Below are 16,650 nucleotides of genomic sequence, written 5' to 3'. Positions count from 1 at the left end.
CCGGCCTACGTCATTTGAGTTTCATTGCCGCTTCGGCGTAAGCCGGGGTCACGAACTTCGAGTAATCGGGCAACACCGCGCTGATCTGCTTCTGATCCTTCAGGAAGTTGGCCGTGTCCTTCAGCGCGAAGGTCGCGCGGCCGGCACTGCCGCCGCCCAGCCATTGCGACGAGGCCTGCTCCTGGAGCGTCGGAAACGCGTAGAGCGAGAGCGATTCCGGCACGTCGGCCGGCGAGCCGCCGATCATCTTGGCGATGGCCGTGGCCTGCGGCGAAGTGGCATTCCATTGCGCGGTGTTCTTGCGGTATTGATCGTCGGCATCGGCGATGGCTTTCACGAGTTTTGCCATGAAGTCCTTATGCGCCTCGCCCCATTGGCGGTCGACAGCAATGCCGTCGAAGGTCGGTTTGCCGAGCTTCGAGAGATCGCCGGACGTAATCAGGACCTTGCCGTTCTTCTTCAATTGCGCGAGCGCGGGGTCCCACACGTAGGCGGCGTCGATATCGCCGCGCTCCCACGCCGCGACCAGCTGGTTCGGCTGCATGTTGAGGATCTTCACGTCAGAAGGATTGATGCCCCAATGCTGCAGCGCGAACATGGTGTGATAGTGCGTCGTCGAGACGAACGGCACGCCGATCGTCTTGCCCTTCAGATCGGCCGGTTTGGTGATGCCGGAGCCGTTGCGTACGACCATCGCTTCGGCCTGGTTGATGTTGTCCAGAATCCAGAAGAGTTGCAGGTCGAGGCCCTGGCTGACCGCGGCGGCGAGCGGGCTCGAACCGATCACGCCGACCTTCACGTCGCCCGAGGCCATGGCGGTCGCGACCTTCGCGCCGGATTCGAACTGGCGCCAGTTGATCTTGTAGCCCGTGTCCTTCTCGATGGAGCCGCTCGCGATCGCGACGACCCATGGGTCGACGATCTGTTGATAGGCTATCGTGACCTCCTTGTCCTGCGCGTGGCTGGCTGGCGCCACCACGCAGGCGAGTGCTGCGAATGCCGCTACCGTCATGCGGCGCGTCAGATGGCCGAACCAGCGGGACAGCTTTTGGGGGTTGTCGCTTTTCATCGTAGGTCTCCAGAATGGCCGTGCAGGCACGCGAGTACACGTGAATCCAACCTTCGCCGACGGGGGCTTGTCCCAATCGCCGGCAATGGGGTGATGCGAGTATCGTCAGTAAAAAATGTTGCGGGTTAGGGCCAGACGTGGCTGATCGTTGAGTCCACACCCTTGCACCAGCGTGGGCCGTTGCACCGATCTCGCCGGCAGCCGCCCGGGCTGGCTGGCTCCCGCTTTTTTGCGCGTTCACAATGCCGGTGTCCGTCTTTGCGCGGGCGGGCTCCGCCTATAAAAATCAGGAGAAAGCATGGCAAGTCGCACCTCGGTGGCCCTATGGACCCAGCGGTTCCAGCGCTCACCCGAGTCGAACATGAGCCTCCAGGGTCAGATTCGCCAGATGCTGGTGGCTGCGATTCTGGACGGCCAACTGCTGCCGAATCACGCGCTGCCCTCTAGCCGGGAGCTGGCCGACCAGTTGAGCGTTGCTCGCAACACGGTCGTGCTGGCTTATCAGCAGCTGGTTGAGGAGGGCTATCTGATTTCGCGTGAGCGCAGCGGGCATTTCGTCAACCCGGCGATCCTCGAGGGGCGGCACGAATTTGCGCCGCTGCAGACGGTCCCCGGACAGGCGGCTAATGAGGCGCTTGCAAGGCCGGATTGGGACCAGCGCGTCAGAAGACGGCCGTCCTCGCAGCGCAATATCGTCAAGCCGGGCAACTGGCTGAGTTACGAATACCCCTTTATCTACGGGCAGTTCGACCAGTCGCTGTTTCCGACCAACGACTGGCGCGAATGCTGCATGAAGGCGCTGTCGGTGATGGAGATTCGCAACTGGGCGCCGGACCTGATCGAGCGCGACGACGAGTCGTTGATCCAGCAGATCCGCACGCGGGTGCTGCCGCGGCGCGGCGTGTTTGCGATGCCGGACGAAATCGTCGTGACGATCGGCTGCCAGCAGGCGCTCTATCTGATCGCGGATCTGCTCGCGAGCGAGCGGACCACGATCGGCTTTGAAAACCCCGGCTATCCGGATGCCCGCAATATCTTCGAGAACCGCAATGCGCGGCTGCAACCGCTGCCTGTGGATAGCGGCGGCGTGCGCCCGGTCGAAGACGCCGACCTGCTCGCGCAATGCGACTACGTCTATGTGACGCCGAGTCATCAGTGCCCGACCACGGCCACCATGCCTATCGAGCGCCGTCATGCGCTGCTGGAACAGGCGCAGGCGCATGACTTCGTCTTGATCGAGGACGACTACGAGAGCGAAAACAACTTCTCAGGCACACCGCATCCGGCATTGAAGAGCCTGGATACCGCAGACCGGGTGATCTATATCGGCAGTCTGTCGAAGACGTTTGCGCCTGGGTTGCGGCTCGGTTATATCGTCGGGCCGCGTGAGCTGGTCCGCGAATTGCGCGCGCTGCGGCGCCTGATGGTGCGGCACCCGGCCGCCTATATTCAGCGCGCCTTTGCCACCTTTCTGGCGCTCGGGCACCACGATGCGCTGCTGCGACGGCTTGCTCACGCCTATCGGGAACGCGCGCAGGCGCTGATGACGGCGCTCGACACGCATCTTCCCGAGGCGCGCTATCTGCCGGTTGGCGGTGGCGCGTCGTGCTGGGTCGAAGGGCCGCCGTGGCTCGATGCGACACAGCTTGCGGCGGACGCGCAGGCGCATGGCATCCTGATCGAGCTGGGACGGGTTTTCTTCATGACCGGACTGGAGCAGAACCACTGCTTCCGGATGGGCTTTTCGGCCATCAAGCTCGAAAAGATCGATGAGGGCGTGCGCCTGCTCGCGGAGCTCGTGCGTGCGCAGCAGCCCGAGGAATAGGCCGGCGGCGCGCTAGAACGTTTTAGCGAGCTGCTGAGCGGCTTCCTGCAGGCGCGGGACGAACTCCAGGGCGCGCGACAGCGGCGCCCGCGAGACCGGCGCATGCACGGCGATCGCCGCGATGCAGGTGTTGTTCTCATCCATCACCGGCGCAGCCACACACGCAATACCGGCGACAAATTCCTCATTGTCGATGGCGATGCGCTTGTGCGCGGTGCGATCGAGTTCCGCTTCGAGCAGTTCAGGGTCGGTGATGGTGTTCGGCGTGAAGCGTTCGAGCTTCAGCGTGCGGACGAGGGCGCTGCGTTGTTCGCGCGGCAGCATGGCGAGCAGCAGCTTGCCGCTCGCGCTGCAATGCGCCGGTACGTGCGAGCCGGGCTTGAGATCGAGCCGCAACGGCCAGGGCGCTTCGAGCCGGTCGAGATAGAGCACCTCGGTTTCGTGCAGCATCGTGAGGTTGCAGGTTTCGCCGAGATCGGCAACCAGATTCGACAGGATCGCATGCCGCAACCGGCGAGCACCCGAGTGCATCATGACGCCAAGACCGAGTTGCGCGAGACGCGGCCCGATTACATAGGCATTCTTCTGCCCGGGTTCGCGGATCACGAGACCACCGGCCTCGAGCGAAGCCAGCATGCGATGCAGCGAAGCCTTCGGCAGGTCGACGTCCTGGGCAATGTCGGCTAGCGACACCGGACCTTCGGCGCGGACGAGATGTTCCAGCAGGGCGAACGCGCGCAGGGTGGGAGTATCCGCTTTAGTCATGGTGCCGTTCCGGAAAATGGATCGGCGTCATTGTACCGTGTGCCTTTGTCGGCCGAGGCTTTCGCGGAATTGAGGAGGATTTTGCGTGTAATTCAAGCGCGGATCATCCCGTTTTTCGGAATGCGCTGCGGCGGGCTATTTCGGCGGCTACTGCCGGAATGTCTTGGCGGTTTCCTCCGCGGCCAGCCGCAGATCGGGCAGGAAGGCCAGCAGATCGTCGAGTACGACCCGTCCGACCGGCGCCTGGACGGCGATGGCCGCGCACGCGCGATTGCGATCCAGCATGACCGGCACCGCGATCGCGATGAGTCCCTGCAAATGTTCCTGGTTGTTGATCGCGAGCTGACGCCGCCGCGTGATGGTCAGTTCTTTGCGTAACTCGCCGCGGTCAGTAATCGTCCGCTCGGAATAGGCGCGCAGCGGCAAGGTTTCGATAACCCGTTCGCGCCGGTCTTTGGGAAGAAAGCTGAGCAACAGCTTGCCGCTTGCCGAGCAGTGCAGCGGCACATGCGAGCCGGGTTGAAGGTGCATGCGCAGCGGCCACTCCGTTTCCACCCGGTCTACATAGACCACGTCGTTACCGGCCAGCATCGTCAGATTGCAGGTTTCGCCAATTTTGGCCACCAGTTGTTCAAGCAGGACATGGCGGGCAGCGGCCGGGCCCGCATGCATCAGCACATTGACCGCCAGCATGCGCACGCGCGGCGAGCACTCATACAGCCGGTCGCCGGCGCTGCGCGTGACCAGCCACGCATCCATCAACTGCACCAGAATGCGATGCACGGTCTGCTTGGGCAGTTCGAGGGCATGGACGAGATCCGTCATGGAAAGCGGGCCGCTTGCCTCAGCCAGGGTTTCGAGTACGCGAAATGCGCGTACGGCCGCAGCATTCGATTGATTCGAAGTCGCCACGCTGTCTCCTCGATGTCGTAGTTATAAGTTGGATTGTGCATCGGTCTGTTTAGTTTTCGGGACTATGGAAAGTCCCGAATTTCGCACTTTTCGATTCTGGCCCGCTCAGCGCAAGGGATAGTTCAAAAAACGGGACTCCGAAGCAGGTACGGCTCACTAGATTGGTACCAACGCCAATCTTTTCAGTCCGGAGTGAACCGTATGAACGTTAGGGCCACAGAAGCGGAAGCGACGCACGCTAACGCACATAGCGAAGTCGAACGCGTCGTCGCGTCACTGGTTGCGCGTGCGCGAGCCGCGCAACGCGGATTTGAGGTCGCGGGTCAGGACGTGCTCGATGCCGCCGCCGACGCCGCCGCGTGGGCGATCATGGAGCCCGCCCGCAACCGCCAGCTTGCCGAACTGGCGGTGCGCGACACCGGTCTCGGCAACGCGGACGACAAGTTCCGCAAGAACTATCGCAAGACGCTCGGCTTATTGCGCGATCTGCGCGGGCAGAAGACCACGGGTGTGATCGCGCGTCATGAGGCCACCGGCATCGTCGAGATTGCGCGGGCGGTCGGCGTGGTGGCGGCGATCACGCCGTCCACCAATCCGGCGGCTACGCCGATCAACAAGATCGTCAACGCGCTCAAATGCGGCAATGCGGTCATCGTGGCGCCTTCTCCGAAAGGCTATTCGTCGTGCGCGCTGCTGATTGAATTCATTCACGCGCAATTCGCCAGAGTCGGGCTCGCGGCCGACCTCGTCCAGATGTTGCCTGCGCCGATCAGCAAGGCGGCCACTAGCGAACTGATGCGGCAGTGCGATCTGGTTGTGGCGACTGGCTCGCAAGCGAATGTGCGGATGGCCTACGCCAGCGGGACGCCCGCGTTCGGCGTGGGCGCGGGGAATGTTGCTTCGATCGTCACTGCATCCGCCGACTTACACGATGCAGCGCACAAGATCGCGCGCTCGAAAACGTTCGACAACGCCACGAGCTGTTCATCCGAAAACAGCGTCGTGATCGAAGACGCGGTGTACGCGGACATGCTGGCCGAACTGACTGCCTGCGGTGGCGTGATGCTCGACGCCGCGCAAAAGGCGCAATTGCAGGGCGCCCTGTGGTCGAACGGCAAGTTATCGGCACACTGCACCGCGCGCTCGGCCACCGCGATTGCACGCGCGGCGGGCCTCGATGACATCGCAGCACGTGAGCCCGCGTTTCTGATGGTGGAGGAAACCGGCTTCGGCGCTGACTATCCTTTCTCGGGCGAGAAGCTCGCGCCGGTGCTGACCGTTTATCGCGCGGAGAACTTCGACGCTGCTGCCGACATCGTGCGCGGCATCTACGGCTACATGGGTGCAGGACACTCGGTCGGCCTGCATTCCAGCGATTCGGGCCAGGCGGAGCAGCTCGGTTTGACGCTGCCGGTTGCGCGCGTGATCGTGAATCAGGCGCATTGCCTTGCGACCGGCGGCAACTTCGATAACGGCTTGCCATTCTCGCTTTCGATGGGATGCGGAACGTGGGGGCGCAACAATTTCTCGAGCAACCTCAATTTTCAGCAGTACCTGAACATCACACGCGTGGCCTACCCGATCGAAGAGCACGTCCCCGAACTGGACGACGTACTCGGGGATTTCTTCGTGAGGTATGGCAAATGACGACGCCTCACACAATCCGTGCGCTGATCGATGCGCGCGCCGCGCAGTATCCCGACAAGCCGTTTTTGCTGGCGGCGCCTGAATGTGCTGAAGACGGGGGCGCTGCGCCGCGGCCCGACGTGCTGACCTTCGCGAAACTGCGCGAGGATTGCCGCGCGCTCGAGACGGTTTTTCATGAAGCAGGCTTGCAGGCCGGCGATGTCGTATCGGTCTTCATGGGCAACGGCATCCATACGGCAAGGCTGCTGCTCGCGGCGATGTACAGCGGGCTCGTCGCCAATCCGCTCAATCTGTTGTGCCAGCCGTCGCAGTTGCGCTATATCGTGGAGCATTCGGACACCCGCATGGTCTTCGTTTCCGGCGAGACGCACGCGGCGATGGCAAGCGCGATTGCAGAGTTGCGCGAGCAGGGATTGACCCGCGAAATCGCGTTGTTGCAGACGGCGCCCGATGCCGCTATTGCACCGGTGCCGACCGCCGTGGAACCTGTGTTGGCGGAAACGGCGATGTCTATGGATGCGCACACTAAACCGGCCCAGCGCGCGTCACGTGTGACATACGAGGCACACGCGAAACATACAGACACCTGGGATACCGAAACGCCGTCAAGCGGCGAACCGGCTGCAAGCGATGTAGCGTTGCTGATGTATACGTCCGGCACCACCGGTGCGCCAAAGGGTGTTCTGCTGGACCAGCGAAACCTGCTGGCCAATGCGCGCAACATCTCGCTCGAACACCGGCTCGGCACCGGCGACCGGGTCTTCGCCGCGTTGCCGCTTTATCACATCAATGGTCTCGTTGTGACGCTGCTTGCGCCGCTCTTTCATGGCGGCTCGGTGGTCATGGCGCCGCGATTCTCCGCACGCACCTACTGGCGCGATGTCGCGCGCCACGGTTGCACATGGATCAACGTGGTGCCGACGATTGTCGCTTATCTGCTCAATAACGACGAACCGTGCACGGTCGATCTGTCCGCGCTGAGATTCTGCCGCAGTGCGTCGGCCGCGCTGCCTGCCGATCATCACCGAGCGTTCGAGGCGCGCTTTGGAATCGGCATCATCGAAACGATGGGCATGACCGAAACCGCCGCCCCCATGTTCAGCAATCCATACGACCCGGCAAGCCGAAGAATCGGCAGCATCGGCTTGCCGTCAGGCGGCGAGGCGAAGGTGATCGACCGTGACGGCCGCGAATGCGTGCCCGACGAGTGCGGCGAACTGGTGCTGCGTGGCGAACAGGTCATGCGCGGCTATTACAAGCGAGCGGGAGAAACGCGTGCGGCCTTCACCGCCGACGGCTGGCTGCGCACCGGCGACCTCGGCTATCGAGACAGCGACGGTTATTTCTACATCAACGGCCGTGCGAAGGAATTGATCATCAAGGGCGGCGAAAACATCGCCCCGCGCGAGATCGATGAAGCGTTGCTCAAACATCCCGGCGTGCTGGATGCGGCGGTGGTGGGCGTGCCGGATACCGCTTACGGCCAGGAGATCGTCGCCTTCATCGTGCCTCGCATTGCAGAGGGGCCGGGCGCGCTCGACATCGCGGATCTGCGTGAACACTGTCTGCGCGAACTGGGCCGCTACAAGACACCGAAGGAGTTTCGCTTCATTGCGGAACTGCCTCGGGGACCGTCGGGCAAGGTGCAACGCCTGAAGCTCGTGCCTACCTGACGGCGCGTGTATCGGCATGCATGGCGGCATGCCCGGAGCGCGCCGGCAGGCAGAGGAGGGCGCGAGTCGAGGCGCACGCGGCGCGGAGCAGTACGACGTACGGATCGAACGATCACAGACGCCCCCGGCGTCACATAAGAGAAACAGGAGACAGCATGCAAACGCACAAGCGGCGTGTGAAGACACGCCACATCATCCTGGCCGTCATGTGCCTGATGTATTTCATCTCGTACATCGACCGTGTGAATATTGCCGTGGCCGGTCCTATCATCCGGCACGAAATGGGTCTGACGACGGTTCAGCTCGGCCTCGTGTTCTCGGCTTTTGCTTATCCGTATGCGTTCATGCAAGTCATCGGCGGCTGGCTGTCGGACAAGTACGGGCCGAAGCTGGTGCTGACGGTGCTCTCGCTGATCTGGGGGGCGGCGACGCTCGCGACCGGATTCGCCGGCAGTGTGGCAATGCTCGTCGCGCTGCGCTTCGCGCTGGGCATCGGCGAGGGCGGTGCGTTTCCGACGGCGACGCGTGCCTTTACCTACTGGATGCCGGTGGCGGAACGGGGCTTTGCTCAGGGCATCACCCATAGCTTTGCCCGCCTCGGCGGCGCGGTCACACCACCGCTCGTGCTCGCGGTGGTGGTGGCGGGCGGCTGGCGCGACGCGTTCATTCTGCTCGGCGTGGCGAGTCTTGCGTGGACCGTGCTGTACCTCTGCGTCTTTACGAACTCGCCGGAGCAGAACCGGCGTGTGACGCCGGAGGAAACGGCGGAGATCGGCTATCGCGCGGGCGACTGCGAACGCGCCAAACGTGCGGCCACGCCGTGGCGCAAGCTGATTCGTCGTATGTGGCTCGTCACGTTCGTCGACTTCTGTTACGGCTGGCTGCTTTGGGTCTATCTAACCTGGTTACCTTCGTACCTGAAGGAAGCTCGCGGCTTCGATCTCAAACAATTGGCGCTGTTCACCGCGCTGCCGCTGCTCGCCGGCGTGATCGGCGATACCTTGGGCGGTGTCGTTTCGGACCGGCTTTACAAGCGTACCGGCCGGCTGCGCTTTGCGCGCTGCGCCGTGCTGGTGGTGGGCATGGGCGGCTCGCTCGTGTTCCTGCTGCCGATGGTGTCCGCGACCAATCCACTGATGGCGGTGCTGTACCTGTCGGCGTCGTTCTTCTTTCTCGAGATCACGAATCCTGTGTTGTGGACTTTGCCGCTCGACATCGGCGGTCGCTACGCGGGCACAGCGGGCGGCATGATGAACACGGGCTTCGGCGTCGCCGGCATGATCTCGCCCGTCGTGTTCGGCTATCTGATCGAGACGACGGGCAGTTATAACGTGCCGTTCACGATTTCCGCATGCTTGCTCGGGGTGGGGATCGTAGCCGCATTTTTCATCGATCCGGCGAGGACCGTCGAGGCCGACGAGGAGCGCGAACGGCTCGAAGGCAGGCCGCTGGACGGCATGCCCGCGTTTATGCAGGCGGGCGCCGCGGTGCGGCTGGAGCGGCATCATCTGCGCCGTCCGCTGCGCTGGTGGAGATAAGGCATTCAGGTGAGTGGGCGGAGCGTAGGCGGCTCCGCCCCCGGCATACCGCGGCTCGCGCGCAGATAGGCGGCGCCGGCTTCGCTGAGCGCCACTTCGGCTACGCTGCCGGGTGAGTGGGTCCGCGTGAGATAGCCGCGCGCGAAGGCATCTTCCCAGATCGGCAATCGCGGGCAGGAAGTGCGCCAGACTTCGATTGCTTCGCTGTAGGGCCGGGCGCCCGGTCCAATCCATTCCAGCAGGTCGAGAATCAGCGGTTCGATGGGATCGTGCATGTTCACGCCGTGCGGCGTGTCTGGGTTGTTGTCGGGAATTGTGGGGTCCATGGCGGCTCCGTCTCCTTGCTATGCCCTCATCCTGAGCGCCGTGCCGCAAACAGTAAAATGAAAATATTTACGGCATTGCTGCATTTTTCTTATGAAAATCGACGGCGCCTTGGTGGGCGGGCGTAATCGCGGCAATTTGGATAGACTAAGCGGCGTCGCCCGGCCCGATCGATTCTGTTCGGGGGAGCGTCGCGGTGGCAAAGCCGCCGCCTCATCGTCCTGCGTGCATACCTGCACCCGATCCACCGAACCGTGGCCACAAGCAACGGATAAGACAAACGGATAAGACATGGAGACACCCATGAAAACAGGATTCATCGGCCTCGGCGTGATGGGGCAGCCCATGGCGCTCAACCTCGCGCGCGACGGCACGCCACTGGTCGTGTGGAACCGCACGCCGGACCGTTGCGCCGCGTTGCGCGACGCAGGCGCTCAGGTTGCGGACAGCGCCTGCGAGGTCTTCCGGCAGGCCCGCATTGTGATCCTGATGATGGCGACCGACACGGCGCTCGACGCTGTGCTCGGTCGCCACACCGCGGACTTCGCAACGAACGTCGAGCAGCACATCATCGTGCACATGGGGACGACATCGGCCGACTATTCGCGCGAGCTCGAAGCCGACATCCGCGCGGCAGGCGGGCAGTACGTCGAGGCGCCCGTCTCGGGTTCACGCAAGCCGGCCGAAGCGGGGCAACTGGTGGCGATGCTGGCGGGCGAGCCGGCGGCCGTCGACGAAGTGCGTCCGCTCCTCAAGCCGATGTGCCACGAGACGGTGATCTGCGGCGCGGTGCCGGCGGGGCTTCTGATGAAGCTGTCGATCAACACGTTCCTGATTCCGATGGTGACCGCGCTGGCCGAGGCGGCGCATCTTGCGCGGCGCTACGGGCTCGACATGAAGCAATTTCAGGCTGTGCTCGACGCGGGCCCGATGGCGAGCAACGTATCCCGCGTGAAAGTCGACAAGCTCGTGAACGAGGATTTCACCGTGCAGGCCTCGATTGTCGACGTGCTGAAGAATAACCGGCTCGCGGCCGAGGCGGCGCGCCATGCGAATCTTGCGTCGCCGTTGCTGGATGTCTGCTTTGACCTGTACACCGAGACCGTTGAGTTGGGTCACGGTCAGGCCGATATGGTGGCCGTCGTGCACGCGATCGAGGCGCGCACCGAGGCGAGGGAGAGCACAAAGGGTGCGTCCGCTTGAATCAGCTTGAGTGTCCCGGTACGGCACGTTGCGGTGCCGGGCGAAAGCGCTTCCGGAATCTGCCACGGGCGCCGAAGCCGTCGAGCGACCTGGCGCTTCACGACGCCGTTCGCCACATTCAATAACTGGCAACCTCGATCACAGCGTTCGCAAAGGCCTTGGGGGCTTCCTGCGGCAGATTGTGACCGATTCCACCTGTGATGGTGCGGTGCGCATATCTGCTGACAAACTTCTTCGCATAAGCCGTGGGCTCTGGATGAGGCGCGCCGTTCGCGTCGCCTTCAAGGGTAATCGTCGGCACGGTGATGATCGGCGCGGCCGCAAGACGCCTTTCCAGATCGGCGTACTGCGGCTCGCCATCTGAGAGACTCAATCGCCAGCGGTAGTTGTCGATCACGATCGCAACGTGGTCCGGGTTCTGGAAGGCGTTTGCGGATCGTTCGAACGTCGCGTCGTCGAAGCGCCATTTCGGCGACGCAAGTTGCCAGATGAGCTTCGCGAAGCCGTCCCGATTGGCTTCGTAACCCTGCCTACCCCGCTCAGTGGCGAAGTAGAACTGGTACCACCACGCGAGCTCCGCCTTGGGCTGCAAGGGCGCCTTGCTGCCCGCCTGGCTGCCGATCAGATAGCCGCTCACCGACACCAATGCCTTGCAGCGCTCCGGCCACAGCGCTGCGACGACATTGGCCGTGCGCGCGCCCCAGTCGAATCCACCGATGATCGCCTGTTGGATCTTCAGCGCATCCATCAGCGCGATGACATCGACGGCGAGCACCGACTGCTGGCCATTGCGGACCGTTTCGCCGGCAAGAAACCGCGTGGTCCCATAGCCACGCAAGTACGGAACGATCACCCTATGGCCCGCGGCAGCGAGCCGATGCGCGACATCGGCGAAGCTGTGGATGTCATAAGGCCAGCCGTGGAGCAGGATCACAACTGGCCCGTTGCCAGGGCCGACCTCCGCATAGCCGACGTTCAGGACACCAGCATCGATCTGCTTGATCCCGGTGAACGATACCTTCGATGCTGCGGCGTTTGCACGTGGATTCGCGCCTCCTTCCGCGGACTGCGGGTGCGCGAACCCGCTCAAGGACAGTTCCAGCACGCCGACGCCGACGGCGGCCGTCCCAAGAAAGCGTCGGCGACGGCTGTTGATCTCATTCGACACCAGTACTCTCCTCTTCATGATCAGGGTGATCGAACAACGAATCGGCTTTTGAACCTGTCGTTGAACTGCGTTACGAAAGCCGATTCATTCGGACCGATGTTATTGCGCGTCGGTCGTGCATTCTCGTCGAGGTTCGTGCGTCGCCGTCCGGCAATGAAAATGATGTTGCCAGTCGTCTTCATCGATTGCTCTCGAGATGAATGGTCTTCATGCGTGAATGGATTCGCGTCATTCAACGCAAGGACCTGAAAGACGCCCTGAGTTCTTCCGAGAAAAGTTGTGGCTGTTCCCAGGCCGCAAAGTGGCCGCCCTTGTTCACTTCATTGAAGTAGATGAGCTTGTGGTAGCTGCGTTCGGTCCAGCTGCGAGGCGCCTGATAGATCTCGCCGGGGAAGACCGTCACTGCCGCAGGGATTGAGATATCGACGGCGTTGAAGTTGTTCGCATTGTTTTCCCAGTAGAGCTGCGCCGCGGATGTCGACGTGTTGGTCAGCCAGTACAGCGTGATGTCGTCGAGCATCTCGTCCCTGGTCAGCGAGCGTTCGGGATCGCCGCCGCTGTAGGTCCAGTCCGCAAATTTGTCGTACATCCATGCTGCCTGGCCGACTGGAGAATCCGCGAGCGCGTAACCCACCGTCTGTGGGCGCGTGACCATCATCGCTGCGTAACCGCCGCCGCGCGTATAGAGGTTATCAAGCGACTTGTACGCGGCTTTCTCCTTGTCGGAGAGGCCGGCCGGCGGTGGATTGCCCGCTTTCAGCGAGTTCGCCACCTCCGGCGGTACTGTCGCCGGCATGTTGACGTGAATGCCGAGCAGTCCGGGTGGTTTCTGGGCGGCCATTTTGTCGGCGATCACGGAGCCCCAGTCGCCGCCCTGCGCGACGTAGTGCTGGTAGCCGAGGCGGCGCATCAGTTCCTCCCAGGCGCGGGCGATATGGTCAGGCGTCCACCCCGTGCCCTTGGGCTTGCCTGAGAACCCGTATCCGGGCATCGAAGGCAGGACCAGGTCGAAGGAATCTTCCGCGCGCCCGCCATACGCGACTGGATCGGTGAGCGGCCCGATGACTTTCAGTTCCTCGAATACCGAGCCGGGCCAGCCATGGGTCATGATCATCGGCAGCGCGTTCGGATTGCGTGAGCGCACCCAGATGAAGTGAATATCGACGCCATCGATTGTGGTGACGTATTGCGGCAGGGCATTGAGCCTCGCCTCGGCCTCGCGCCAGTCGTAGTCCGTGCCCCAGTAGTTCACGAGCTCCTTAAGCCTGGCGAGTTGCGCGCCTTGAGATCGGTCGTCGACCGTCTCCTTGTCCGGCCAGCGGGTCGCCGCGATGCGTTTGCGCAGATCGGAGAGTTGGGCATCGGAAAAATGGGCGTGGAATGGGCGGATCGCTGTATCGCCGGTCGATGCGGGTACGGGCAATTCGTCAGCAGCGAGGAGAGGTGGCGCAAAAGCGGCTGCAGTAAGAAAGCTCAAGCTAAACGCGCGCGCCTTCAATGAGCCGAATGCGAGTCGACGCATGGATGAAATGGAAAACATATTTACGTATGCCTAATTAAATGGAAGATATAAATCTGATCAAATGGAAGGCCAGCGAGATCGTGTCGCAACCGGTGCGGTGTGCGTACAGCGCGTCCGCGTAACGCGATCCGTGCTCCTTACCGATATTTATACGGTCAATTGGTGATGGCTCAAAGGACGTATAAACTACACTTTCAGGACGTATCAGTTCAGGAGGTAGCCGTGCCGACAGTTGCGTTTGTGGTGTTCGACGGCTTCTATTCCATGGCGCTCGTTGCGGAATCGGTGTTCGAGTTCGCAAACGTGGCGTTCGGTGAACCGTTCTATAAGACGCTCTACGTTTCCGAAGCAGGCGGCCTGGTGCGCGCCTCGAGCGGTTTGATGGTCTTGACCGAGGCGATCGACGATCGCGTATTCGACACGGTCATCTTCGCCGGAAGCAATCCCATCACCGTCGTACCGCCGCCAGGTGTGCTCGCATACGTGCGTCGCAGCGCCGAGACTGCACGGCGCACCGCATCGATGTGCACAGGCGCGTTCGTGCTCGCTGAGGCCGGCTTGCTCGACGGCCGCCGTGCAACCACGCACTGGCACTATGCTCACGATCTACGCACCCGCTTTCCCTCTGTTACGGTGGACGAGGATCGGATCTTCATTGCGGACGGGCCGATCTGGACTTCGGCCGGCATGACAGCGGGCATCGATCTCGCACTCGCGTTGGTGGAGAAGGACCTTGGCGCCACGGTCGCGCGGTCGGTCGCGCGAAAGCTTGTTGTCTATCATTGGCGTTCCGGCGGACAGTCGCAGCACTCAGCGCTGCTCGAACTCGAGCCAAAGTCCGATCGCATTCAATCCGCGCTGACGTATGCGAAAAAGAATCTCAACGAACCACTTTCGGTCGAGCAATTGGCGGATGTCGCGCGTTTGAGTCCGCGTCAATTTAGCCGCGCGTTTCGTGCGGAGACTGGGCAGACTCCTGCAAAGGCCGTCGAGCGGCTGCGCATTGAAACTGCGCGCCTGATGCTCGAGGAAAGCCGGCACACGATCGATCAGGTCGCCAGCGCGACCGGGTTCTCCGATCCGAGGAGAATGCGGGAAGTATTTCTGCGGGTATTCGGGCAACCGCCGCAAGCATTTCGTCGCAACGCACGCACGGCGACGGGCGCGCCGTGAGACCTTCTTCTTCCTACGTTCACCTGTCACCTTACGCCGGGTTTCTCAATGTCCAAGACCAAACCAGACGACTCGCCCGATGCACCTGCAACCGGGATCCGCAAAGGTCTCACCAACTATGGTGACAGCGGCTTCTCCCTGTTTTTGCGCAAGGCTTTCATCAAAGGCGCGGGCTATACCGACGACGCACTGGATCGACCGGTAGTCGGCATCTGCAACACCGGCAGCGCCTACAACCCGTGCCACGGCAACGCGCCGCAATTGATCGAAGCAGTCAAGCGCGGCGTGATGCTGGCCGGCGGCTTACCGATGGATTTCCCCACCATTTCCATCCACGAGAGTTTTTCGCAGCCGACCAGCATGTACCTGCGCAACCTGATGTCGATGGATACCGAGGAGATGATCCGCGCCCAGCCGATGGACGCGGTCGTGCTGATCGGGGGCTGCGACAAGACGGTGCCGGCGCAGTTGATGGGCGCGGCATCGGCGAATATTCCCGCCATCCAGTTGATCACAGGCTCCATGCTGACCGGCTCGCATCGCGGCGAGCGCGTGGGTGCGTGCACCGATTGCCGCCGCTACTGGGGCAAATTCCGCGCAGAAGAGATCGATAGCGCGGAAATTGCCGCTGTGAACAATCAACTGGTGGCCAGCGTCGGCACCTGTTCGGTGATGGGCACGGCCAGCACCATGGCGTGCGTAGCCGAAGCATTGGGGATGACAGTGCCGGGCGGCGCGTCCCCGCCGGCCGTGACGGCCGATCGTATCCGTATCGCAGAGGAGACCGGCGCCGAGGCCGTGCGCATGGCACGCAGCGGCCTGACGATCGACAAGATCCTGACCGCCGATGCATTCGAGAACGCCATCCGCGTGTTACTGGCGATTGGTGGCTCGACCAATGGCATCGTGCACCTGACCGCGATCGCTGGACGCATGGGACTGGATGTCGATCTGAAGGCGCTGGATCGCATGGGGCGCGAAACGCCGGTGTTGCTGGACCTGAAACCGTCCGGCCAGCATTACATGGAAGACTTTCACCACGCCGGCGGCATGGCGACATTACTGCGCGAACTCAAGCCGCTGCTCAAGCTCGACGCGATGACCGTCACTGGGCGTACTTTGGGTGAAGAGATGGAACTGGCCGGTCCCGGCTTTGAACAGGACGTGGTGCGCACGATCGCCGATCCGATCTATCCGCAAGGCGGCATTGCCGTCTTGCACGGCAACCTCGCACCCGGCGGCGCGATCATCAAGCAATCCGCCGCCGATGCCAAGCTCATGCAGCACGAGGGGCGCGCCGTGGTGTTCGAGAACGGGCAGGACATGGCAGAGCGGATCGATTCGGACGACCTCGACGTCACGGCCGACGATATTCTGGTACTGAAGAACATCGGTCCAAAAGGCGCGCCGGGAATGCCTGAGGCCGGCTACATTCCGATTCCGAAAAAGCTGGCGCGTGCCGGCGTCAAGGACATGGTGCGCATTTCTGACGGACGCATGAGTGGCACCGCGTTCGGCACCATCGTGTTGCACGTGACGCCTGAGGCGGCCATCGGTGGACCGCTGGCTTACGTTCAGAACGGCGATCGTATCCGGCTTAGCGTAGTTGCTCGTGAAATCACGCTGCTCGTGTCGGACTCCGAACTGGCGCGCCGCGCGGCCGCTGCGCCTGTGGAAATACCGACGGCTGAACGCGGGTATCGGAAACTGTTCCTCGATACGGTGCTGCAGGCCGATAAGGGCGTGGATTTCGATTTCTTGCGCGCGGCGAGGATTCTCGACACGACGCCGAAGGGATAGCGGCTGCATAAGGTGCCGCGATCCAGATTTT

Annotated in this window: 13 protein-coding genes; 7 read left to right on the top strand and 6 right to left on the bottom strand. The window is 62.5% G+C overall.

Features of this window, described 5'->3' with window-relative positions; genetic code table 11:
- Positions 1–10: 10 nt before the first annotated feature.
- Positions 11–1,012 carry a taurine ABC transporter substrate-binding protein gene (tauA, locus tag R8871_RS08895; RefSeq protein WP_246287545.1) on the bottom strand — a complete coding sequence of 334 codons (1,002 nt, stop codon included), beginning with the start codon at positions 1,010–1,012 and terminating at the stop codon, positions 11–13.
- 355 nt (positions 1,013–1,367) lie between these two features.
- Between tauA and pdxR the strand changes: the two genes are divergently transcribed.
- Entirely contained in the window at positions 1,368–2,894 is a 1,527-nt protein-coding gene (pdxR, locus tag R8871_RS08890; protein ID WP_175050096.1) for a MocR-like pyridoxine biosynthesis transcription factor PdxR, read from the top strand.
- A 12-nt stretch (positions 2,895–2,906) separates the two neighbouring features.
- Here pdxR and R8871_RS08885 read toward each other — a convergent pair whose 3' ends face one another.
- Both R8871_RS08885 and R8871_RS08880 read right to left on the bottom strand, forming a co-directional pair.
- Complete coding sequence (locus R8871_RS08885; RefSeq protein ID WP_074288001.1) at positions 2,907–3,659, bottom strand: IclR family transcriptional regulator; 753 nt, start codon at positions 3,657–3,659, stop codon at positions 2,907–2,909.
- 147 nt (positions 3,660–3,806) lie between these two features.
- Positions 3,807–4,571, bottom strand: a complete 765-nt coding sequence (locus R8871_RS08880; protein WP_097393753.1) for an IclR family transcriptional regulator — start codon at positions 4,569–4,571, stop codon at positions 3,807–3,809.
- A gap of 201 nt (positions 4,572–4,772) precedes the next feature.
- Between R8871_RS08880 and sauS the strand changes: the two genes are divergently transcribed.
- The 3 genes from sauS (at position 4,773) to R8871_RS08865 (ending at position 9,429) form a co-directional block, all read left to right on the top strand.
- Positions 4,773–6,218 carry an acylating sulfoacetaldehyde dehydrogenase gene (gene sauS / locus R8871_RS08875; protein WP_175050095.1) on the top strand — a complete coding sequence of 482 codons (1,446 nt, stop codon included), beginning with the start codon at positions 4,773–4,775 and terminating at the stop codon, positions 6,216–6,218.
- Complete coding sequence (locus R8871_RS08870) at positions 6,215–7,891, top strand: AMP-binding protein (RefSeq protein WP_175050094.1); 1,677 nt, start codon at positions 6,215–6,217, stop codon at positions 7,889–7,891. Before sauS ends, R8871_RS08870 begins: the two co-directional genes overlap by 4 nt.
- Before the next feature lie 155 nt (positions 7,892–8,046).
- Entirely contained in the window at positions 8,047–9,429 is a 1,383-nt protein-coding gene (locus R8871_RS08865; protein ID WP_175050093.1) for an MFS transporter, read from the top strand.
- A gap of 5 nt (positions 9,430–9,434) precedes the next feature.
- Here the strand turns inward: R8871_RS08865 and R8871_RS08860 are convergent, their stop codons facing one another.
- Positions 9,435–9,755, bottom strand: coding sequence for a 3-phosphoglycerate dehydrogenase (locus tag R8871_RS08860; RefSeq protein ID WP_175050092.1), 321 nt, complete (start codon positions 9,753–9,755; stop codon positions 9,435–9,437).
- 289 nt (positions 9,756–10,044) lie between these two features.
- On the opposite strand from R8871_RS08860, the gene R8871_RS08855 reads away from it, so the two are divergent.
- Positions 10,045–10,956, top strand: coding sequence for an NAD(P)-dependent oxidoreductase (locus R8871_RS08855; RefSeq protein WP_175050091.1), 912 nt, complete (start codon positions 10,045–10,047; stop codon positions 10,954–10,956).
- 118 nt (positions 10,957–11,074) lie between these two features.
- On the opposite strand, the gene R8871_RS08850 is transcribed toward R8871_RS08855, so the two are convergent.
- Positions 11,075–12,124 carry an alpha/beta fold hydrolase gene (locus R8871_RS08850; RefSeq protein WP_281370230.1) on the bottom strand — a complete coding sequence of 350 codons (1,050 nt, stop codon included), beginning with the start codon at positions 12,122–12,124 and terminating at the stop codon, positions 11,075–11,077.
- A 232-nt stretch (positions 12,125–12,356) separates the two neighbouring features.
- Entirely contained in the window at positions 12,357–13,646 is a 1,290-nt protein-coding gene (locus R8871_RS08845) for an epoxide hydrolase family protein (protein ID WP_175050089.1), read from the bottom strand.
- 222 nt (positions 13,647–13,868) lie between these two features.
- Between R8871_RS08845 and R8871_RS08840 the strand changes: the two genes are divergently transcribed.
- Positions 13,869–14,819 (top strand): GlxA family transcriptional regulator, encoded by a 951-nt coding sequence (locus R8871_RS08840; RefSeq protein WP_175050088.1) that lies wholly within the window; start codon positions 13,869–13,871, stop codon positions 14,817–14,819.
- A 48-nt stretch (positions 14,820–14,867) separates the two neighbouring features.
- Entirely contained in the window at positions 14,868–16,619 is a 1,752-nt protein-coding gene (locus R8871_RS08835; RefSeq protein WP_175050087.1) for an IlvD/Edd family dehydratase, read from the top strand.
- Positions 16,620–16,650: the final 31 nt, after the last annotated feature.

This window comes from Paraburkholderia sediminicola, assembly GCF_902859805.1.
In the GTDB taxonomy this organism is placed as follows: domain Bacteria; phylum Pseudomonadota; class Gammaproteobacteria; order Burkholderiales; family Burkholderiaceae; genus Paraburkholderia; species Paraburkholderia sediminicola.
This window is presented reverse-complemented; position numbering and strand designations above follow the sequence as displayed.